General features: G+C 61.0%; 16 protein-coding genes. 5 read left to right on the forward strand and 11 right to left on the reverse strand.

Annotated features, from left to right (window positions below):
* Nucleotides 1-385 precede the first annotated feature (385 nt).
* Complete coding sequence (locus tag FBX99_RS06205; protein ID WP_144928951.1) at nt 386-955, reverse strand: HutD family protein; 570 nt, start codon at nt 953-955, stop codon at nt 386-388.
* Nucleotides 955-1,704 (reverse strand): histidine utilization repressor, encoded by a 750-nt coding sequence (gene hutC / locus FBX99_RS06210; protein ID WP_145130941.1) that lies wholly within the window; start codon nt 1,702-1,704, stop codon nt 955-957. Before hutC ends, FBX99_RS06205 begins: the two co-directional genes overlap by 1 nt.
* Nucleotides 1,705-1,809: 105 nt before the next feature.
* Here hutC and FBX99_RS06215 point away from each other — a divergent pair, with 105 nt between their 5' ends.
* Nucleotides 1,810-3,174: a formimidoylglutamate deiminase gene (locus tag FBX99_RS06215; RefSeq protein ID WP_145130943.1), complete on the forward strand. Its 1,365-nt coding sequence runs from the start codon at nt 1,810-1,812 to the stop codon at nt 3,172-3,174.
* 123 nt (nt 3,175-3,297) lie between these two features.
* Here the strand turns inward: FBX99_RS06215 and FBX99_RS06220 are convergent, their stop codons facing one another.
* Complete coding sequence (locus FBX99_RS06220; RefSeq protein WP_139646426.1) at nt 3,298-3,867, reverse strand: lipocalin family protein; 570 nt, start codon at nt 3,865-3,867, stop codon at nt 3,298-3,300.
* Nucleotides 3,868-3,898: 31 nt separating this feature from the next.
* The gene (gene bamE, locus FBX99_RS06225) at nt 3,899-4,153 is read right to left on the reverse strand and encodes an outer membrane protein assembly factor BamE (RefSeq protein WP_047699781.1); all 255 of its coding nucleotides are present in this window, start codon (nt 4,151-4,153) and stop codon (nt 3,899-3,901) included.
* A 283-nt stretch (nt 4,154-4,436) separates the two neighbouring features.
* Between bamE and FBX99_RS06230 the strand changes: the two genes are divergently transcribed.
* The 3 genes from FBX99_RS06230 to FBX99_RS06240 all read left to right on the forward strand — a co-directional run bounded on the left by FBX99_RS06230 (nt 4,437) and on the right by FBX99_RS06240 (nt 7,064).
* Complete coding sequence (locus FBX99_RS06230; protein WP_218570571.1) at nt 4,437-6,329, forward strand: methyl-accepting chemotaxis protein; 1,893 nt, start codon at nt 4,437-4,439, stop codon at nt 6,327-6,329.
* A gap of 133 nt (nt 6,330-6,462) precedes the next feature.
* Nucleotides 6,463-6,735, forward strand: coding sequence for a type II toxin-antitoxin system Phd/YefM family antitoxin (locus tag FBX99_RS06235; protein ID WP_053147824.1), 273 nt, complete (start codon nt 6,463-6,465; stop codon nt 6,733-6,735).
* Nucleotides 6,732-7,064: a type II toxin-antitoxin system RelE/ParE family toxin gene (locus FBX99_RS06240; RefSeq protein WP_144928879.1), complete on the forward strand. Its 333-nt coding sequence runs from the start codon at nt 6,732-6,734 to the stop codon at nt 7,062-7,064. The genes FBX99_RS06235 and FBX99_RS06240 overlap by 4 nt, the downstream gene beginning before the upstream one ends.
* Before the next feature lie 7 nt (nt 7,065-7,071).
* Here FBX99_RS06240 and FBX99_RS06245 read toward each other — a convergent pair whose 3' ends face one another.
* The 5 genes from FBX99_RS06245 to FBX99_RS06270 form a co-directional block, all read right to left on the reverse strand.
* Nucleotides 7,072-7,668 (reverse strand): DUF924 family protein, encoded by a 597-nt coding sequence (locus tag FBX99_RS06245; RefSeq protein WP_145130945.1) that lies wholly within the window; start codon nt 7,666-7,668, stop codon nt 7,072-7,074.
* Between the two features lie 3 nt (nt 7,669-7,671).
* On the reverse strand, nt 7,672-8,682 hold the full coding sequence (locus FBX99_RS06250; RefSeq protein WP_144928875.1) for a class 1 fructose-bisphosphatase: 1,011 nt from the start codon (nt 8,680-8,682) through the stop codon (nt 7,672-7,674).
* Between the two features lie 213 nt (nt 8,683-8,895).
* The gene (locus FBX99_RS06255) at nt 8,896-10,266 is read right to left on the reverse strand and encodes a DUF3999 domain-containing protein (RefSeq protein WP_145130947.1); all 1,371 of its coding nucleotides are present in this window, start codon (nt 10,264-10,266) and stop codon (nt 8,896-8,898) included.
* On the reverse strand, nt 10,263-13,889 hold the full coding sequence (locus tag FBX99_RS06260; protein ID WP_145130948.1) for a DUF2339 domain-containing protein: 3,627 nt from the start codon (nt 13,887-13,889) through the stop codon (nt 10,263-10,265). The genes FBX99_RS06255 and FBX99_RS06260 overlap by 4 nt, the downstream gene beginning before the upstream one ends.
* 280 nt (nt 13,890-14,169) lie before the next feature.
* Nucleotides 14,170-16,620, reverse strand: a complete 2,451-nt coding sequence (locus FBX99_RS06270) for a glycogen/starch/alpha-glucan phosphorylase (RefSeq protein ID WP_144928867.1) — start codon at nt 16,618-16,620, stop codon at nt 14,170-14,172.
* A gap of 254 nt (nt 16,621-16,874) precedes the next feature.
* Between FBX99_RS06270 and FBX99_RS06275 the strand changes: the two genes are divergently transcribed.
* Complete coding sequence (locus FBX99_RS06275) at nt 16,875-17,312, forward strand: YkgJ family cysteine cluster protein (protein ID WP_024778075.1); 438 nt, start codon at nt 16,875-16,877, stop codon at nt 17,310-17,312.
* A 171-nt stretch (nt 17,313-17,483) separates the two neighbouring features.
* On the opposite strand, the gene typA is transcribed toward FBX99_RS06275, so the two are convergent.
* Together typA and thiI are read right to left on the reverse strand one after the other, a co-directional pair.
* Nucleotides 17,484-19,304, reverse strand: a complete 1,821-nt coding sequence (typA, locus tag FBX99_RS06280; RefSeq protein ID WP_144928863.1) for a translational GTPase TypA — start codon at nt 19,302-19,304, stop codon at nt 17,484-17,486.
* 138 nt (nt 19,305-19,442) lie between these two features.
* Entirely contained in the window at nt 19,443-20,897 is a 1,455-nt protein-coding gene (gene thiI / locus FBX99_RS06285) for a tRNA uracil 4-sulfurtransferase ThiI (protein WP_145130950.1), read from the reverse strand.
* Nucleotides 20,898-21,056: the final 159 nt, after the last annotated feature.

Below are 21,056 nucleotides of genomic sequence, written 5' to 3' on the forward strand. Positions count from 1 at the left end.
CGCATACGTCTTTACTTGTATGTACAAGCATATGCAATCAAGCGGCCAACTTGTTGGAAGCTCGTTCAGGAATCTTCCTGGAAACGGCTGGAAAGCACGGAATTGAAGGGCTGGCGAAGGGGATTAAATTTTCGGAGGAGGAGTTACAGAGGTGAGGATGGGCGGGACAGAAGCGTGGTGTTGCGCCACACTGGGGCATTCGGTAACAAATTGGTGCAGCTGAAGAAACAGTAAGGCGTGCTTTTGTGGCGAGGGGATTTATCCCCGCTGGGCTGCGAAGCGGCCCCTCTTGGTGCCAATTCAACAGCTTCGGAACCAACTGATTTGGGTCGCTCCGCGACCCAGCGGGGATAAATCCCCTCGCCACAAGGATGTACCGCTGAAACTAGCGGGCAGTCAGTTCGATCACGCAGCACTGGCCGTCCGTGGAAATCTCCAACAGTCCTGTGTTACCGCTCAATTGCAGACAGTCGTAGAGGCCCAGGTCCACGTCAGGCTCGCCAACCTTGGCGTGTAGCGATGCAGCCGCACTGAACACCAGCACCGTCCCCGCCTCACTGAAAAACCGCTGCTCATCCTTCAGCCATTGCACCCGTGCACGGTAACGTTGCGGTGCATAGATCAGGTTGAAGTCGCGAATCGGCCCGCCCAGCAACGTGCAGTGCACATGGCTCTCGCCGCTGAACGCAAAGGCATCCAGCGGATGCAGCGCCCGCGTGGTCCGACCATCGACATTGAGCGTCATGCCATCGCCCTGCAACACGCTGATGACGCGCTCGTAACCGGCGAAGGTGGAAAAACCGCCCGACTCGCCGATATCGGCAATCGACAGCCGCCAACCGAAACCCTCCAGGCCGGTGCCGGCGTCGCGGGTGATTTCCTCGGTGCTGCCGCCACCATTTTTCCAGGGCATGCGTGGGTAATCAGCGGCGCGCAGGACCTTTATCTGACTCATCATTTATGAAACCGACCTTCGAGGCTATGACGGGAACCGGGGTGGATCAGGCGGGCGGCGGTCACTGGCTGACGCCCGGACCAGGTCCGACGACGGATCAACAGGCACGGCTCGCCTCTTTCAATCTGTAGCAGCTTGCATTCGCTCGGCTCGGCCAGGATCGCTTCAACCACGTGCTCACCCTCAGTCAGCGGCGCGACCTGGTTCAAATAGGCGTAGGGCGTTTGCAGGGTGAAGTCCTGCTTGAGGTACTCGGGCGCCACCAGCGCGTTGACGAAACGGTCCTCGATCTGCACGGGGATATCATTTTCAAAATGCACGATCAGCGAATGAAAGACCTTTTGCCCTTCGCGCATGTCCAGGGCCAGGGCGCGCTCGGAACCGGCAGCCTCTTCTTCGAGGGTGATGACCTTGCACGTGTGGCGGTGACCACGGGAGGCGATCTCGTCGGCGATGTTGTGCACTTCGAACAGCGCGGACTGGCTCTTGGGCTCGGCCACGAACGTGCCGACGCCCTGCATGCGCACCAACAGGCCGTCGGCGGTCATTTCCCGCAGGGCACGGTTGATGGTCATGCGGCTGAAGCCCAGCTGATTGACCAGTTCGCTTTCCGACGGCACGCGGTAATGCGGCGGCCAGTTTCCACTGTCGATTTGCTGGGTGATCATCTGTTTGACGCGGGCATACAAGGGTGCCGGACTGTCACCCAGGTTTGAGGCCAGCGGCGGTTTGGCAGGCGGAGTCGGCACGGCGGTTCCCTGTTCTGCTTATAAAGATTGCTAGCTTGCCGGAGTTTACCGGGCAGGCAAACGTCTGTATATGTATATACAAATTACGCACGATGAGGTTGAACCATGTCCGCCTTCTTTGCCGAACGCGCGCTGCTGCCTAGTGGATGGGCCAATGATGTACGTCTTGAAGTCGACGCCCAAGGCGTCCTGACCCATATCCAGGCCGGTTCCCAGGCAGACGGCGCCGAACGGCTGGACGGTCCGCTATTGCCGGGCATGCCGAACCTGCACTCCCACGCGTTCCAGCGGGCCATGGCCGGCCTGGCGGAAGTGGCGGGCAATCCCAACGACAGTTTCTGGACCTGGCGCGACCTGATGTACCGCCTGGTCGGAAAAATCAGCCCCGACCAACTCGGCATCATTGCCCGACAGCTGTACATCGAAATGCTCAAGGCCGGTTACACCTCGGTCGCCGAATTCCATTACGTACACCACGACACCGACGGCACGCCCTACGCCGACCCGGCGGAGCTGGCCTTGCGCATCAGCCACGCCGCCAACACCGCCGGTATCGGGCTGACGCTGCTACCGGTGCTCTACAGCCATTCAGGTTTTGGTGGCCAGGCGCCCAATGACGGGCAGCGTCGGTTCATCAACAGCACCGAAAACTATTTGAAGCTTCAGTCTCGCTTGCAACCGATCCTGACCGGGCAGCCGCAGCAGGCGTTGGGGTTGTGTTTCCACTCCCTGCGCGCCGTCACGCCCGGACAGATCCAGGAGGTACTGGCCGCCAGCGACGCCCACTGCCCGGTGCATATCCACATCGCCGAGCAGCAGAAGGAAGTCGACGATTGCCTGAGCTGGTGCGGTGCCCGTCCGCTGCAATGGTTGTATGAAAACACCGAGGTGGATCAGCGCTGGTGCCTGGTCCACGCCACCCACGCCAATGCCCACGAAGTCAGCCTCATGGCCAGGAGCCGGGCGATTGCCGGACTGTGCCTGACCACCGAAGCCAACCTGGGCGACGGTATTTTCCCGGCGGTGGACTACCTCGCCCAAGGTGGGCGCCTGGGTATTGGCTCCGACAGCCACGTGTCATTAAGCGTGGTGGAAGAGTTGCGTTGGCTGGAATACGGCCAGCGCCTGCGGGATCAACGACGTAATCGTCTGTATCGGACAGATCAACCGATGGTCGGCCGCACGTTGTTCGATGCGGCGCTGGAAGGTGGCGCCCAGGCATTGGGGCAACCCATCGGCGCCCTCGAAATAGGCAAGCGTGCCGACTGGCTGGTACTCGACGGTAACGACCCTTACCTGGCCACGGCCCAGGGCGACGGCATCCTCAATCGCTGGCTGTTTGCCGGCGGTGATCGCCAGGTGCGAGATGTCATGGTGGGCGGCAAGTGGGTGGTGCGTAACGGGCATCACGCCGCGGAAGAGGACAGCGCCCGGGCGTTTACCCAGGTATTGCGCGAACTTCTGGGCTGACGCCGAGCAAAAAAATGTGGGAGCGGGCTTGCTCGCGAAGGGGGGTGTCAGCAAGCATTAATGCAACTGGCCCACCGCTTTCGCGAGCAAGCCCGCTTCCACATTATTGATCTCAGTGGCTGGTCAATCCGAGGTCTTGGCCATCTGCCGATCCGAGGCACGCCAGATCAGTCGTGTCGTGTCATAGCCCTGCTGGCGTGCCTTGCTCAGCAGTTCTTCGCGCACCACACTGTTGACCGTCGGCGTACGGGACAACAACCACATGTAGCGCCGGCTAGGGTCGCCGACAATGGCGGTCTTGTAGTCATCGCTGACGTACAACACCCAATATTGTCCCTTCGAGACGCCCGGCAGGATCCGCGAGACCCAGGTGTCGAACTCGACCCAGAGTTTGTCGGTCTTGCCCGGTACCTGTGGCGTAGCGGTACCCTTGGCCTCTTCCCACTTCCAGTCAGAGGTCAGGCAGCGATTGAACACACCCATGTTGCCGTCAGGCTTGAGGGTGTAATGGGCTTCCGATTGCGCACAGTTGCGCTGGAAATACATTGGCAGGCGGGCCAACTCGTACCAGGTCCCTTGGTAACGCTTGAGATTGACGCTGTTGACGGTCTTGGGCGCCAACGGGTCTTCGCCAGAAGTGGCACAGCCAGCCAATACCAGGCCGGCTAAAAGCACTAACAATAACCGCATCATTATTTTTCTCCCGTGGGCACGTCGCCCCGGATTACTTCAGGCCTTGGCCGGAAAACATCAACACCTTCTCACCGGCATATTGCACGCTGATAAAGCTTTTCTGGTCGCCCCAAGTGCAACTGGACATGCCGAGCGCGCCCGAACAGTCGGTCGGTTTTCCCAGTAACGTTTCGACTTCGGCCTTGGACATGCCGGCTGACAGCTTCGAATAGTTTTCCTGGTTGACCTTGCTGCATGCGGTCAACAAGACACACAAAGACAACATCGCGATAGATCGCAGGGACATCGTGAACTCCTGGAGCGGAAAGGAGGTGGCAGGGTGCCAACCTGAAGCTTAGAAGAGAAAACCCCTATCTGGTTCCCCGGGGAACCCAGTATTTATTGGGGTAAAAGTGGGTAGTTCGTCGGTAAATCAACCAGTTTGTGACAGCGTCGTGCATTTCGTCGGGTTTGCCGCTCTGGCGCCTGAACTCTGGCGGTTGCGGGCCGATAAAAAGAACAGCGCGAAACCCTGCCGTATGGCAAATTGACGCCCCTTCCTGACCAGCTCCTATGCGATAGCGCTCTTAATGACCAGAAACATGAAATTCAGCCACAAAATCCTGCTGGCCGCAGCCCTTGTGGTAGCCGTTGCGTTCGCCTGTTTCATCCTGTTCAACGACTACCGTCAGCGTCAAAGCCTGCACAACAGCACCGAAACGTCCATGCAGGAACTCGGCAACCTGACCAGCCGCAACATTCAGACGTGGGTCGAAGGGCGTATCCAGTTACTGCAATCGCTGGCCCAGCAGGTCGCCATCGACGGCAACAGCGCTGCCAGCCTCAAGCGGGCCATCGACCTGCCCGCCTATACCGGCAACTTCCAGCTCAGCTACTTCGGTGGCGTCGACGGCGTGATGTTCTCGGTGCCGGCCGGTAATCGCGCCCCCGACTACGACCCCCGCGCCCGTGGCTGGTATAAGGCCGCCAACAGCGCGCAGCAGACCATTGTCACCGAACCCTATATTGCCGCCTCGTCGGGCAAACTGGTAATTACCGTCGCGACCCCGGTACAACGTCAGGGCCAGATGATCGGCGTGGCGGGTGCGGACATCGACCTGTCGAGCGTCAGCGCCATCATCAACTCGCTGAACTTCGGTGGCCACGGCCATGCGTTCATCGTCAGCGCCGATGGCAAGATCCTGATCCATCCCGACAGCAACCGCATCCTCAAGACCCTGGCCGAGGCCTACCCAAACGGTGCCCCTCAAGTCAGCCCGGGCATGAAGGAAGTCGAACTCGACGGCAAGACCCAGTTCATCTCCTTTACCCGGGTCAATGGCGTGCCGGGCGCAGACTGGTACGTGGCACTGGTGCTCGACAAGGACACTGCGCTGGCCATGCTCAGCGAGTTCCGTACCTCGGCGCTGATCGCCATGGCCATTGCCGTGGTCTTCATCATTGCCCTGCTGGGCATGTTGATCCGCGTGCTGATGCAACCGCTGTTGACCATGGGCCGTGCGATGCATGACATCGCCGAAGGCGAAGGCGACCTGACCCGCCGCCTGACCATTCACGGCCAGGATGAATTCGGCGCCCTGGGTACGTCCTTCAACCGTTTCGTCGAGCGCATCCACACCTCGATCCGAGAAGTGGCCTCGGCCACCGGCCAGGTCAACGAAGTGGCGCTGCGCGTGGTCAGCGCCTCCAACTCGTCGATGTTCAATTCCGACCAGCAAGCCTCACGCACCAGCAGCGTAGCGGCGGCCATCAATCAGCTCGGCGCCGCTGCCCAGGAAATCGCCCAGAACGCCGCCCTCGCCTCGCAACACTCCAGCGAAGCCCGTAATCTGGCCGAAGACGGTCAGCAGGTGGTGGATAAAACCATCGCTGCCATGCAGCAGCTGTCGGCCAAGATCAGCGATTCGTGCGGCAATATCGAAACCCTGAACAGCAACACGGTGAACATCGGCCAGATCCTCGAAGTCATCACCAGCATTTCCCAGCAGACCAACCTGCTCGCCCTCAACGCAGCCATCGAAGCAGCCCGCGCAGGTGAAGCCGGGCGCGGATTTGCCGTGGTGGCCGATGAAGTGCGCAACCTGGCCCACCGTACCCAGGATTCGGCGCAGCAAGTGCAGAAAATGATCGAAGAGTTGCAAGTCGGCGCACGGGAAGCGGTGCTGACCATGACCGACAGCCAGCGCCAGAGTGAAAGCAGCGTCGGCATCGCCAACCAGGCCGGCGAGCGCCTGGGCAGCGTGACCCAGCGCATCGGCGAGATCGACGGCATGAACCAGTCCGTGGCCACCGCCACCGAAGAGCAGACCGCCGTGGTGGAGTCGATCAACGTCGACATCAATGAAATCAACACGCTGAACCAGGAAGGCGTAGAAAACCTGCAAGCCACGTTGCGGGCCTGTACCGACCTTGAACAGCAGGCGGCGCGGTTGAAACAATTGGTGGGCAGCTTCCGGATTTAATCGCCGGGATAGGTCCTATCGCGAGCCGGCTCGCGGTAGGACCTATCCCGCTGGGGACCGTTTAGTCAACACGACCTGACGCAGGACTGAATTAGGACTAAACTCAGTCCACTCAGTTTTGAGAGGTCCCATCATGAAGCTGTCATCCCAAATCAAACCTATCAGCTATTTGAAAAGCCATACCGCCGAAGTCGTAAAGAGCATCACAGAAACCAGGGAGCCATTAGTCATCACTCAAAATGGCGAAGCCAAGCTCGTGGTCATGGATGTGAAAAGCTTCGAAGAGCAAGAAGACACCATGGCGCTATTAAAGCTGTTGGCTATGGGTAATAAGGAAATCGAGGAAGGTAAGTACCGAGATGTCGAAGATGTCTTCGCAGAACTGGACGCGGCCGACGAACGATGAGTTTGAAGATCGTAATCCTCCAATCGGCTGAGACCGATCTCAAAGAACTGCGCACTTATCTGATCGAACGATTTTCTGTTCAGACCTGGCAAAGCACCCATACCAGTCTTAAGGTTGCGATTCGTCATTTGGCGACACTCCCTTACGCGGGGTCGATCCCAGACGAAATAGAAAAGCTGAATCTTGGGCAGTATCGGCAGGTCCTGTCAGGAATGAACAGGATCATTTATGAAGTGCGAGGCAAAACGATCTACATCCACATCATTGCCGATAGCCGCAAAAGCCTGCCCGCGCTACTCATGAAACGGTTGCTTCGAGGCAATCAATAAACAGCCACTAAAAACGCGACCCAGGCCTGTTCAAAAACTCCACTTCCTCAGCCGTAGACTCGCGCCCCAACACCCCGTTGCGATGGGGAAACCGTCCAAACCGGGCAATGATTTTCTGATGCCGTTCGGCATAGTCCAGGTTGCTTTCGAACACCGCCCGATCCGCTTCCGGCTGCTCTCGCACCAGGTCGATAAACCGGGACACGGCCTCGTTCTGCACGGCGAGGTTTTCGCAGTGCTCGAGCACCAGGTAGATGAATACGCGCTGGATGGGTTTGAGCTGCCGGTCGAAACCCGCCGCCAGCCCCTGGGCCACCAACGCTTGGGCGCGGAGATCGCCGGAGAAGGCCTTGGGTGTGTCGCGAAAGATCATCCGCGGGAACTGGTCGAGCAGTATCACCAGGGCCAGCCAACCTTCCGGGTGCTGCGCCCAGTCGGTCAATCCACCGGCCAGTGCCTGATCGACCTGATCGCCAAAACGCTCACGCGCCTGACGATCATGGTGTTTGCCGAACCACAGCTTGTTCTTTTCAGCCGCTATTTCGTCCGGCGTCTCGGCTGAACCGAACCACCAATCAAGCAACGGCTGCCAAGGCTCGGCCATGATTTATTCCTTGTGATAGGCCGTGGCGCGCGCCACTTCTTCCTTCGAACCGAGGAACACCGCCACGCGCTGGTGCAGACCTTCAGGCTTGATGTCGAGGATGCGCTGGTGACCATCGGTGGAAGCGCCGCCGGCCTGTTCCACCAGGAACGACATCGGGTTGGCTTCGTACATCAGGCGCAGTTTGCCCGGCTTGGTCGGCTCGCGGCTGTCGCGTGGGTACATGAACAGGCCGCCGCGGTTCAGGATGCGGTGGACGTCGGCAACCATCGCGGCCACCCAGCGCATGTTGTAGTTCTTTTTCAACGGGCCTTCTTCACCGGCCAGCAACTCGCTGACATAGCGCTGTACCGGGGCTTCCCAGTGGCGCTGGTTGGACATGTTGATGGCGAATTCCTGGGTGGTTTCAGGAATGGTGATGTTCTCGTGGGTCAGCACGAAGCTGCCCATTTCACGGTCCAGGGTGAAGCCCTTGACGCCGTCGCCCAAGGTCAGCACCAGCATGGTCTGCGGACCGTAGATGGCATAGCCGGCGGCCACTTGCTGGGTGCCTGGCTGCAGGAAGGCCTTTTCGTTCAGGGCTTCGTTCTGGCTCAGGTACTCGTTCGGGCAACGCAATACCGAGAAGATGGTGCCGACCGGGGCGTTGATATCGATGTTCGACGAACCGTCCAGGGGGTCGAATACCAGCAGGTAGGCACCCTTGGGGTATTTGCCCGGGATCTGGTAGGCATTGTCCATTTCCTCGGACGCCATGCCGGCCAGGTGACCGCCCCATTCGTTGGCTTCGAGCAGGATCTCGTTGGAGATCACGTCGAGTTTCTTCTGCACTTCGCCTTGCACGTTTTCGGTGCCCATGCTGCCCAGGACACCACCCAGCGCGCCTTTGGATACGGCGTGGCTGATTTCCTTGCAGGCACGCGCCACCACTTCGATCAAAAAGCGCAGATCGGCAGGGGTATTGTTGCTGCGGGTCTGCTCAATCAAATAGCGACTCAAGGTAACGCGAGACATGGACGGCTCCGAAGAATAGGGGACGGAAAAACCAGCGCAGTTTAGCGCGTGTCGGGACTTAATTCCTCCTATGAGACGGGGAATGGAAGATTGAGTTCACAGAGTGGCGTCATCGCGAGCAGGCTCGCTCCCACACTTGATCGGATTCTGTCAGGGGAAACACAATCCAATGTGGGAGCGAGCCTGCTCGCGATGGGTGCAAAACACCCGCTTTCAGGATTTGACCGGCGGCTTGCGCAGCAGGCTGAATGCCATCGAGCCAAGGAACAACACGCTGAGCACCAGCACCGCCCACAGACCGATTTTTTTCCAGTTGGTCCCGACGACGGCCGGCGCGGTTTCGGCCGCCGGTGTTGAAGTCGTAGGCCCATTCACTGTCGCCGCCCCCAGGGTCGCCAGGCGCGATGGACGGTAATCGGGCACCAGCGTCGTCAGCGGCAGGCTGGCCGCCTTCACCGTCGCGCTGCCCAGCGCCAGGCTGTAGGGCCCTTCGCCACGCGCGAGGAACACCACTTGGGTCGGACGCACTGCAAAGCGCAGGGACGGCGCTTCGGTACCAAGGCCACCGCCGCGCTCGTCCACCGTCAACCTCAATTGCTGAACGGTCTGACCGGACAACTGCAGTTGGTTCTGCACCACATCCTGACCATTCTGAGTGAGCCGATACAACAAACCACTGCCCATCGGTTGCCACGGATGACTGCTCTCACGTCGGCCGGCCAGGGTCACCGGCGCCAGGCTGTTGGCCTGGCTCAGTTCCACCTGCACTTCTTCGAGATTCAACCCCATGGGCAACTGCCAGGTGTATTCGCCGGCCTTCGTGGTGCTGCCGGCCAATGGTTGCGACCAGGCCAGCGGCAACGGCAGGCTTTCGCGGCTGGCGCTCTGCAATTGGGCTGAAGTCAGCACCGGCGCGGAAGACGGCGAATCCCACAACAACCGCAGGTAACGCGCCGACTGTCCCGGCAGGCTGACTTCATGCTGCTCGACCCGCTCATCGGCGAAGGTCAGGCGTGCCACCTGACCTTCGCCCCACGCCTGCCAGTTCTGCAGGTCGTCGCTGGCTTCGATGGTAAAACGCTGGAAGCCGTCGCGCTCGCTGGTCCAGTCGAGGATCAACTGCTGCAAGGGGGCCTTGATCGCACTGGCGTCCAGCAGCCAGCCGCGCAGTTCTTCCTCACCTGCCTCGAGCCGACTGGCCGGCTGGACTTCCACCAGTGTGCCGTTGGCGTTCGACTGCACCCGCACGCTGGGGGCGCGCTCGTTGTCATCGGCCGCGTTGTACAACGGGAACCATTTCACGTCGGTGACGGTGCGCTGTTCCCGGCTCTGCGCTGTCTCGCGGACCAGCGCATACGCCTGGGGCTGCCCGGCCGCGTTGAAGACCCGCAGGTCGCTCAGGTCGGTCTGCCGCGCCTGCAGCTGGACCTCCAGCGGCAATGGCAGACGATACCACGGTCCTTCACCACTCAAGGTCAACGGCACCTGGTGGGCGAAGTCCGTCGGTTTCTCCTGGGCCGTAGCCGACAATGCCACCCACAACCCGACCACTCCCAGGCCGATCCGACTCAACTTGCGACTCAAGATGACACTCCCTCACTGACAGGCATCGACGGTTCGGCCTCCGCAACCGTTTCCGGACGTTTGGGCGGCAGCGGTGCGAAGTAGCCCACCACCAGCAGCAATACACCCACGCCGATAAACGACACGATCCGGGCCAGGCCACCGCGGTTACTCAATTCGACAAAGAACAGCTTGGCCACCACCACGGCAATCAGCGCGGCACCGATCAGCCATACCTCGCGGCGATGCCGCAGGTGTCCGCCGATCATCAGACCCAGGGCGATCAAGGTCCAGACCAGGGACAACCCGGCCTGCACGAACATGGATTCGAGCAGCGCATCGAGTTCGAACGGCACGTCCAGCCAATGGTGGGCGCTGCGCATCACCAGGGCGGTGAAGAACGAGAACAGCGAGACCCCGGCGACCAACTGGGCGACGTGTTCGGCATGGGCCCAACGGATCGCCAACTGCGTCACCGCACTGCGCGCCCATACGTAGACACCGAACAAGGCAAACAGCAAGCCCAGCTCCAACGGGTTGAGCAGCGGCACATACGGCAGCGGCTCGGCGACGCCATTGCTGAAGGTGTTGGCCAGCCAGAACCACCCCAGCATCAACACGGCCAGGGGCGCCGCCGCGTAGACGCGGTACTCCCGCTGCTGGTCCGACACAGGCCACGGCCAGGCCCGCGGCGCAGCCATCAGCACCAGGTACAGGCTCGGCAGGATCGCCCAACCCAGCCAACGCCAGGCGTTGTATTGCTCGGACAACAGTAGCAGGCCATAACGCAGCTCCAACGCCAACACGCCGATCAACAACCAACAACCGAGCACATGGGCGGTGCTGCGGACCGGATCCGGGAGCATCGAAGCCAAGCGCTTGAGCGACAGGAAATGCACACCGAACAGGATCAGCCAGGCCAGCCAGCCGAAATCCGCCGCCGGGTGGTAACGGCTGTGCCAGGTCGCGACCAGCACACAGCCCCCCGCAGGAATCAGCAAGGTGCACAGCAATCCCAGCGCCGGCCACCGCAAACGCAGCGCCAAAATCGTCCACGCCGCGACACTGAGCGCCGCGACAATCAGCAACAAGCTGCCCTGCAGATGGACCGGTGCGAAGCGCAGCACTTCGCTGACCCAGGTCAGTGCCCACCAACCGGCGCCCCAGATCAGCAGCAGCTCGGACAAACGCTGCAGGCCCAGGGCCTCGAATACCGCCGCCGGATGGCCTCGCTGCAGTCGCCACGCACCCACCAGCGCCGCCAGCCCCAGCACCATCGGCGTCCAGAAACCACTGTGGGCCAGGGGCCGCAGCCCCTCGCCGTCGAGCGGGCCCAGCAAGGCCGGCCCCGCCACCAGGAATGCCGCACCGCCCAGCAATTGCAGGAGCAGGCCGAACACGAAGCTCATGCGTTGTTTCAGGTACAGGCTCAACCAGATGATCAACAGGCCACTGGCGGCCCACACGCCGCTCGCCGTTTGCCAGGGCAGGACGAACAACACAGCGAGGTTGATCAACGCCAGCCCCGCCGGCAATACCACCGACAAACCGCGCAGCAACCGAACGTCGTTGCGCACCATCTCGTCGCGAGCGGCCAGCAACATGCCGCCAATCAATGCCAGGCCGATCAACGAAGCACTGAGCAAGCCGCTCCAGCCGGCAGCGAACACCGCCGCCGAATCCCCTTCAGCGCCGCGCAAGCGCATCAAGAACAGCGCGCCCCCCAGCAGCTGCACGCCGAACGCCGTGAACAGGAAGGCGCGAGATTGCAGGCGCAGGCCGACGAACAGCGTCGCCAGGCCGGCCAGCGCCCAGGCGATAGCGGTACCGTGGGTGAAGAAAAACAGCGGCGCCAGCAGATAGAGCGAGCCCAGGCCCAACACAGCCAGCGCCGGTAGCACCTGGCGCTCCCAGCTCGCGGTGTGCTCGGGCGGCGCCTTGCGCAATTGATAGAAGCTGAACAGCAAGGCCCCGCCAAGCATCAACGCACCCAATGGAGCGCCCTGAAGCAGGCTGCTTTGGCCGATCTGCAATTCACCGAAGAAAGCCCGCGCCGCGCCCAGCTGCAGCAACAAAGCAAACGCACGCGCCAATGGTCGCTGCTGACGCAGGCCCAGCCAGAAAATCCCCGCGCCTTCCACCGCCCATGCGGCCGTGGTCCAACGGGCATCGAGGCCCAGGGGAATCGCCAGGCTGGTAAAAATCACCCCCAGCGCCAGGCAGGTTTCGGCCAGCAACAGGGCGCGCCCCTTCATCAACACACGGGCCAGGCCCATGTAGATCATGCCCAGGACCAGGGCACTGAACGCCGCGGCCAGATCCAGGAACATCACCAGCGTGAGCTGCAAGCCGAAGCCCACCAACGGCGGACCGAACAGCATTGTGCCGTCCACATAATCACCCTTGCGCGCCGACCAGCGCAGCAGCGCTTCACGGCTGTCATCCTCGGGGCCGTCGCTCATCTCCAGCAGTTTGCGCCGGGTGAACAACAAGCCAATCGCCAAGTACATGAGGAAGAAGACGATCAGGAACGGCTCGGTACTGAAAAACAGTGCCGGTGTATATGACCGCAGGCCCCAGGCGATACCGATGCCGAAGGTGCCGACAAAACCGATCAGGTTGAGCAGGCGCCAGGCCTTGAACCAGGCGATCGCGAGGATGCCGGTATTGAGCAGGATGAAATAGCTGAACAGCGCGACATGGTTACCGCTGCCGGTAGAGGTCAGGATCGGCGCGGCAAAGCCGCCCAGGGCCGCGGCAGCCGCCAGCCCCAGGGCGTTCTGGGTCACCGCCAGGATCGCCGAGAACACCGTGACCGCCACCAGCAACCCCAACGCGGCCTTCGCATCGAGCAGCGGGTGCAGGCGCATGGCGGCGAACACCGTCAGATACAACACGGCGATACCGGTGCCCTGGAGCATCAGCGCATAACTGTTGTTGCGTTGGCGCAGCCACCAGCCCAGGCCCAGCAGGCCCAACGCACTGGCCGCAACACCGGCGTAACGCAGTTCGATCGGCACCACCATGCCTTCGGTGGCATAGCGCAATAGAAACGCCAGGCCGAGAAACAACAGCAACACGCCAACCCGCAATACGGTATTGCCACCGAACAGCCAGTTGCGCGCAACGGCCACGGCACGCTCGATGAAGCCGGGGCCGCGAGGGGCAGGCGGCGTGACAATCGGCTCCAGCGGCTCGGCTGCGCGGGCCTCGCGGCGGGAGGTGGCTGGTGCAGGGGTCCAGATGTCGTCGGGTAGCGGTTGACTGGCTTGCGTGACCATCGCCGGGGCCGGCGCCAGGTCAGGCGGTAGCTCCCAGACCAAATCCAGTTCGGGCTCTGGTGCTGCTTCGCTGCGAGCTTCGGGCTGCGGGGCCTGGGCCACTACGATCTCGGGTGCGGGGGCAGACACCGGCGCGGACACCGTGCCGCTCTCAAGCACGGCAAGACGTGCCTCCAGCGTCAGCAGGTTTTGCTGGGTCGCCTCCAGCAGACTCTGCTGTTTGCTGGCCTGGGCCCCGAGACGGCGCAGCCGCAAGACCAGAGCGATGCCGAGCCCCGACAATGCGCCTATCAGCGCATCGGCGAATGACTCATCCACCACCCAGCCGATTGCCAGGCCCAACAGCGTCAAAATCCATTGCATGGTTGATATCCCTGAGCGGCCCATTGCGGGCATAACCGGGTGATGCGGTGTATGGCTCAGTCTAGCGGAACAACCCCACACCCTGAGGGAGCGAGCCTGCTTGCGATAGCGCCCTATCAGTCGACATTTCCGTTAACTGACAGACCGTTGTCGCGAGCAGGCTCGCTCCCACAGGGGGTACTTTTGACTGAGCCATGGCATCGGAGCCCGGCGAAACTGGCGCTCAGTATATCGACGAAGCCCACTTGCCGTTGGGCTTCGCTCACATTTCTTACAGATGCTATTCCAGAGCTTTCCAGATGTCGGTGGCATATTCGCGGATGGTCCGGTCAGAGGAGAACCAGCCCATGCGTGCAGTGTTGAGTACTGCCGACCGCCACCACTGCTTGGAATCGTGCCAACGCTCCTCGACCTTGGCCTGGGCATTCCAGTAGGCGTCGAAATCGGCGCAGACCAGGAAGCGGTCATAGTCCACCAGCGCATCCACCAGGCCGGTGTAGCGCATCGGATCGTCCGGGGAGAATACCCCGCCACGGATCGCCTGCAACACATCGCTGAGGCGATGGGACGCGGCGATGTCCGGCGCGGCGCTGAATTCACCGTTGCGCTTGCGCGCTTCCACCTGTTCGGCCGTCAGGCCGAAGATGAACATGTGCTCACCTCCCACCCGCTCATGCATTTCCACGTTGGCGCCGTCCATGGTGCCGATGGTCAACGCGCCGTTGAGGCCGAACTTCATGTTGCTGGTGCCCGACGCTTCGAAACCGGCCGTGGAGATCTGCTCCGACAGGTCTGCCGCCGGGATGATGCTTTCGGCCAGGCTGACGTTGTAGTTGGGCAGGAACACCACTTTGAGCAGGCCGCGCACGGTCGGGTCGTTGTTCACCACCCGGGCGATGTCGTTGGTCAGCTTGATGATCAGCTTGGCCTGGTGATAGCTGGCGGCGGCTTTGCCGGCGAAGATCTTCACCCGCGGCACCCAGTCCACCTCCGGCTCGGCGCGAATCGCCTGGTACAGCGCCACGGTGTGCATCAGGTTGAGCAGCTGGCGCTTGTACTCATGGATCCGCTTGACCTGCACGTCGAACATCGCCGCCGGGTTCACGGCAATGCCCAAACGCTCATGGATCAGGTAGGCCAGGGCCTTCTTGCTGTGCAGGCGCTGCTCGGCGAACAGTTTGCGAAATGCCTGCTTGTCGGCGAACGGCTCCAGCTCGATCAGGCGTTCCTCAGGGTTGTCGAGCACGCTCGGGCCCAGGGCATCGACCATCATCGAGGTCAATTCCGAGTTGGCCTGGAACAACCAGCGGCGGAAGGTGACGCCGTTGGTCTTGTTGTTGATCCGCTCCGGGTAGAGCTTGTGCAGTTCCGAGAACACCGTGCTGCGCATCAGCTGCGTGTGCAACCCGGAAACGCCGTTGACGCTATGGGAGCCGAGGAACGCGAGGTTGCCCATGCGCACCCGGCGGCCGTTGTCTTCTTCGATCAGCGACACCGAGCGCAGCACGTCGAAGTCGTGTACCCCCTTGGCCCGCAGCGAATCGATGTGCTGAGCGTTGATCAGATAGATGATCTGCATATGCCGCGGCAGCATGCGTTCCATCAAGCCAACTGGCCAGGTTTCCAGGGCTTCGGGCAGCAACGTATGGTTGGTGTACGACAGCGTGTCTTGGGTGATCTGCCAGGCGGCGTCCCAGGCCACGTCGTAGACGTCCACCAGTTGACGCATCAGCTCGGCCACGGCGATGGACGGGTGGGTGTCGTTGAGCTGGATCGCCGCGTGATCGCCCAGGGTCAGGACCGAGGTATGCATGTTGCGATGGCGGCGCAGCAGGTCCTGCAACGAGGCGGCAACGAAGAAATATTCCTGGCGCAGGCGCAGTTCCTGGCCGGCTTCGGTGCTATCGGCCGGGTAGAGCACACGGGAAATACTTTCGGCCCGGGCTACCTCGGCCACGGCACCGAGGTGGTCGCCGGCATTGAAGCGCTCCAGATGCAGGTCTTCCACGGCTCGCGCACGCCATAGGCGCAAGGTGTTCACACTGGCACCCCGCCAGCCCACCACTGGGGTGTCATAGGCAATGGCCCGCACGGTTTCAGCCGGGGACCAGACCTGACGGGTCTTGCCGGTGTCGTCGGTGACAGTCTCGACACTACCGCCGAAGCCGATCGGGTAGACCACCTCCGGCCGCTCGAACTCCCAGGGGTTGCCGAAATCCAGCCAGTGCTCGGTCTGCTCCTGTTGCCAGCCATCGACGATCGCCTGACGAAACAGGCCGTGCTCGTAACGAATGCCGTAGCCGTGGCCGGCGATGCCCAGAGTGGACATGCTCTCCATGAAGCACGCCGCCAACCGACCGAGGCCGCCGTTGCCCAGCGCCGCGTCAGGCTCGAGCAAGCGGATGCGCTCCAGGTCGACGCCCAGTTCGGTCAGGGCTTCGCGGGCGGTGTCCAGCAGGCCGAGGTTGCTCAGGCTGTCGTAGAGCAAGCGCCCGATGAGGAATTCCAGGGAGAGGTAGTAGACCCGCTTCTGGCCCTTGCGATAGATCTGTCGCGTGTGATCCATCCAGTGTTCGACCATGTGGTCGCGGGCTGCAAGGGCAATGGCTTCGAACCAATCGTGATCAAACGCATGATCCGGGTCCTTGCCGACGGCATAAGTGAGTTTGGTCAACACAGCGTCGCGAAATGCGGCCACTTCAGCTTCGCGAACAAGTGGTTCTTGAGTCATGAATAAGACCTCGAACGAGCATGGAATTGTCTGAGCCTAGACGGTCTGACAGACGGCGAAGGCTCTTGGTTCGGTGGTTTTCCCCCGATGCCGGAGAATTGCCGCCAGGAAATTGCCAATGGATGAATGAATGCAGGGGCCATGCCGCCCAAGGAGGGGGTTTGCCGGAGCGAAAAAAAACCGGCGGATGGTCGTTCAAAATTTCACCAGTCCCGGTATGATCGCGCGCCCTGATGCATGCCGGTATACCTAGAATGATGAAGCCCAACCTGATCGCCGCCGCGGAGATCGACCGACTCGATACCTGGGCCAAGTACTCCGCCCCGATGTGCGGTTCCTGCGTGTCGAGCTGCTGCACGCTCCCGGTCGAGGTCAAGATCAAGGACCTGATCCGGATCGGCATCGTCGACGAGTTCGAACTGGGCGACCCGCCGAAAAACATCGCCAAGCGCCTGCAAAAGGAAGGGATCGTCGAGCGTTACAACCAGAAGTCGGAGATCTTCACGCTCCAGCGCATGAGCAACAACGATTGCCTTTATCTGGACCGCAAGAGCCGGCTGTGCACCATTTACGAGAAACGCCCGGACACCTGCCGCAATCATCCACGGGTCGGGCCACGGCCGGGATACTGTGCGTACAAGCCCAAGGAAGTGGAGCGCGAGCGTAATCCGCGGACGTTGGATCGGTTTTGACTATTTAGCGCCTGACCTACCGTTTTCGCCTCCCACAAGGACAGCGCTGAGCCTGTGGGAGCGGGCTTGCTCGCGAAAGCGGCCTGCCGGTCACTGCATAAACTCCATGCATAAAAAAACGCCCCCGGTCTCACGACCGGGGGCGTTTTTCATTCAGCCGGGGCTAAACGATCAAGCCTTGGCTTTCTTGGCAGCGCGGGTACGCTCGCCTTCGTCCAGGATCTTCTTGCGCAGGCGAATCGACTTCGGAGTCACTTCGCACAATTCGTCGTCCTGGATGAACTCCAGTGCCTGTTCCAGGGTGAAGCGAACAGGTGGAACCAGGGCGATGGTTTCGTCTTTACCCGAAGCACGCATGTTGTCGAGCTTCTTGCCCTTGGTAGGGTTGACGCCCAGGTCGTTGTCACGGCTGTTCAGACCTACGATCTGACCGTTGTAGATTTCCTGGCCGTGCTCGACGAACAGCTTGCCACGCGCCTGGAGGGTTTCCAGGGAGTAGGTCAGCGCCTTGCCGGTTTCTACCGATACCAGGACGCCGTTCTGACGGCCGGACATGTGGCCGGATTTCATGGTGTCGTAGCGATCGAAGATCGAGGTCAGGATGCCAGCACCGTTGGTCAGGGTCAGGAACTGGTTACGGAAACCGATCAGGCCACGAGCCGGGATGTTGTACTCCAGGCGCACACGCCCTTTGCCATCCGGGGACATGTTGGTCAGGTCGCCCTTACGCAGGCCCATTTCTTCCATGACCTTGCCCTGGGATTCTTCAGGGATGTCGATGGTGACGTTCTCGAACGGTTCCTGCTTCACGCCGTCGACGACACGGATGATCACTTCCGGACGACCTACCGCCATTTCGAAGCCTTCGCGACGCATGGTTTCGATCAGTACCGAAAGGTGCAGCTCACCACGGCCGGAGACCTTGAACTTGTCGGCCGAGTCGCCTTCTTCAACGCGCAGTGCCACGTTGTACAGCAGCTCCTTGTCCAGACGCTCCTTGATGTTACGGGAGGTCACGAACTTGCCTTCCTTACCGCAGAATGGCGAGTCGTTGACCTGGAAGGTCATGGAAACAGTCGGTTCGTCGACGGTCAGTGGCTTCATCGCCTCGACAACGTTCGGGTCGCACAGGGTGTCGGAGATGAACAGCTCTTCGAAGCCGCTGATGCAGACGATGTCGCCGGCAGCCGCTTCTTCGACGTCCACACGGTGCAGACCGTGGTGCCCCATCAGCTTCAGGATACGGCCGTTGCGTTTCTTGCCGTCGACGTCGATGGCGACGACCGGGGTGTTCGGCTTGACGCGACCACGGGCGATACGGCCAACACCGATCACACCCAGGAAGCTGTTGTAGTCCAGGGCCGAGATCTGCATCTGGAACGGACCGTCACGGTCAACGGCCGGTGCGGGTACGTTGTCGACGATCGACTGGTACAGCGGGGTCATGTCTTCAGCCATGTCGGTGTGGTCCAGACCGGCAATGCCGTTCAGGGCCGAGGCGTAGACGACCTGGAAGTCCAGTTGTTCGTCGGTGGCACCGAGGTTGTCGAACAGGTCGAAGATCTGGTCCAGAACCCAGTCAGGACGCGCGCCCGGACGGTCGACCTTGTTGATCACGACGATCGGCTTGAGGCCGGCTTCGAACGCTTTCTTGGTCACGAAGCGGGTTTGCGGCATAGGGCCGTCCTGGGCGTCGACCAGCAGCAGCACGGAGTCGACCATCGACATCACGCGCTCTACTTCACCACCGAAGTCGGCGTGGCCCGGGGTGTCCACGATATTGATGTGGTAGCCGTTCCAGTTGATGGCGGTGTTTTTCGCCAGGATGGTAATACCACGCTCTTTTTCCTGGTCGTTGGAGTCCATCACGCGCTCGTCGTTGAGCTCGTTGCGCTCCAGGGTGCCGGATTGACGCAAGAGTTTGTCTACCAGGGTGGTTTTACCATGGTCAACGTGGGCAATGATGGCGATGTTGCGTAGATTTTCGATCACTTGTGTATCTCGATCAGAGGATTCGGTGTGCTGACAGGTCGTGGCAGCGATTTACGTTGAGTCCGACAAAGCCGCTACAGCTTGTCGACGGCGTCGGGGGGCCGGTGACGCAGGCCACAGGCAAACAGCCCCGGGCACTTAGCTCGGTCGATAAACGCGCACATTGGCATGCCCCTCACTGAGCAGATGGTGGACATGCAGGCGACTCATCACGCCTTTGTCGCAATACAGCAGGTACTGGCGAGTAGGGTCCAGTTCCTTGAAACGCGCGCTCACTGCATAGAACGGCATCGTTTGTACCTCGATACCGGCGACGCTCAACGGGTCGTCTTCAGCGTCGTCCGGGTGACGGATGTCGATGATGATCTGACCGGCCAGCGCTTCGCCGACTTCTTCAACCTTGATGTCCTGGCCCAATTCGTCGATCACCCGATCGATCGGCACCAGCCTGGCGTTTTCGAGCGCACGCTCGAGCACCGCCATATCGAATTCTTTCTCTTCGTGCTCCACGCGTCCGCGCTTGGCGGCGGTCTTCGGGTTGACCGAGATGACGCCGCAGTATTCGGGCATGTGCCGGGCAAATTCGGCAGTGCCAATCGCGTTGGCCGTGTCGATGATGTCCTGCTTGTGGCTGGCGATCAGCGGACGCAGCACGAGCTTTTCGGTGACGCAGTCGATGACCGACAGGTTCGGCAGTGTCTGGCTCGATACCTGGGAGATCGCCTCGCCGGTGACCAGCGCATCGATGTGCAGGCGGTCGGCGATGCTGGACGCGGCACGCAACATCATACGCTTCAAAATGACGCCCATATGACTGTCATCGACTTTGCCGAGGATTTCCCCCAGGACTTCTTCGAACGGCACACTCACAAATAACACGCGTTGCGAGCTGCCGTACTTCTTCCAGATGAAGTGCGCCACTTCCATCACGCCCAGTTCATGGGCACGCCCGCCGAGGTTGAAGAAGCAGAAATGGCTCATCAGGCCGCGCCGCATGATCTGGTAGGCCGCGACCGTGGAATCGAAGCCGCCAGACATCAGCACCAGTGTCTGCTCCAGGGCCCCCAGCGGATACCCGCCGATGCCGTTGTGCTGGCTGTGGATGACGAACAACCGTTGGTCGCGAATTTCGATGCGCACTTCGACCTGCGGGTTTTTCAACGAAATACCAGCGGCGCCACACTGCCGGCGCAGTTGGCTGCCGACGTAGCGGTCCACGTCCATCGAACTGAACGGATGCTTGCCCGCACGCTTGCAACGTACCGAGAAAATCTTGCCGGCCAACGCATCGCCATAATGCAGCTTGCACTTAGCGACGATGTCGTCGAAATCCCCCAGCGGATATTCATCCACCTGCAGGAAATGCGCGATGCCCGGCATACAGGTCAGCCGCTCGGTCATCTCCTTCAGAATCCTGGGTTCGCTGACGCGGGTTTCCAGCTCGAGATTGTCCCACACGCCATTCACCACCACGACCGGGTCCAGATCACGGAGCACGGCACGGATGTTCTTGGCCAACTGCCGGATGAAACGCGTCCGGACCGGGCGGCTCTTGATGGTGATTTCGGGGAAGACTTTTACGATTAGTTTCATGAAAACAGCGCGCGAACGGCCAGCCGAAAAAGGGGGGCGCGGATTATAGCGGAAATTGCTCAAGGTTTGACCAATTAATGTGTGCCTGGTTTTCAATGCACCAAAACAGGTCTCGCACCGACCAATCCGCTACATTACAGTGCACGACTGTCTGACAAT

This window comes from Pseudomonas sp. SJZ074 (genome assembly GCF_007828215.1).
GTDB lineage: Bacteria > Pseudomonadota > Gammaproteobacteria > Pseudomonadales > Pseudomonadaceae > Aquipseudomonas.

Bases quoted from the DNA above. Each gene is read 5' to 3' on its own strand.
- FBX99_RS06205 (WP_144928951.1), bottom strand. From the start codon at position 955: ATGAGTCAGATAAAGGTCCTGCGCGCCGCTGATTACCCACGCATGCCC.
- FBX99_RS06215 (WP_145130943.1), top strand. From the start codon at position 1,810: ATGTCCGCCTTCTTTGCCGAACGCGCGCTGCTGCCTAGTGGATGGGCC.
- FBX99_RS06220 (WP_139646426.1), bottom strand. From the start codon at position 3,867: ATGATGCGGTTATTGTTAGTGCTTTTAGCCGGCCTGGTATTGGCTGGC.
- bamE (WP_047699781.1), bottom strand. From the start codon at position 4,153: ATGTCCCTGCGATCTATCGCGATGTTGTCTTTGTGTGTCTTGTTGACC.
- FBX99_RS06230 (WP_218570571.1), top strand. From the start codon at position 4,437: ATGACCAGAAACATGAAATTCAGCCACAAAATCCTGCTGGCCGCAGCC.
- FBX99_RS06235 (WP_053147824.1), top strand. From the start codon at position 6,463: ATGAAGCTGTCATCCCAAATCAAACCTATCAGCTATTTGAAAAGCCAT.
- FBX99_RS06240 (WP_144928879.1), top strand. From the start codon at position 6,732: ATGAGTTTGAAGATCGTAATCCTCCAATCGGCTGAGACCGATCTCAAA.
- FBX99_RS06245 (WP_145130945.1), bottom strand. From the start codon at position 7,668: ATGGCCGAGCCTTGGCAGCCGTTGCTTGATTGGTGGTTCGGTTCAGCC.
- FBX99_RS06250 (WP_144928875.1), bottom strand. From the start codon at position 8,682: ATGTCTCGCGTTACCTTGAGTCGCTATTTGATTGAGCAGACCCGCAGC.
- FBX99_RS06260 (WP_145130948.1), bottom strand. From the start codon at position 13,889: ATGCAATGGATTTTGACGCTGTTGGGCCTGGCAATCGGCTGGGTGGTG.
- FBX99_RS06270 (WP_144928867.1), bottom strand. From the start codon at position 16,620: ATGACTCAAGAACCACTTGTTCGCGAAGCTGAAGTGGCCGCATTTCGC.
- FBX99_RS06275 (WP_024778075.1), top strand. From the start codon at position 16,875: ATGATGAAGCCCAACCTGATCGCCGCCGCGGAGATCGACCGACTCGAT.
- thiI (WP_145130950.1), bottom strand. From the start codon at position 20,897: ATGAAACTAATCGTAAAAGTCTTCCCCGAAATCACCATCAAGAGCCGC.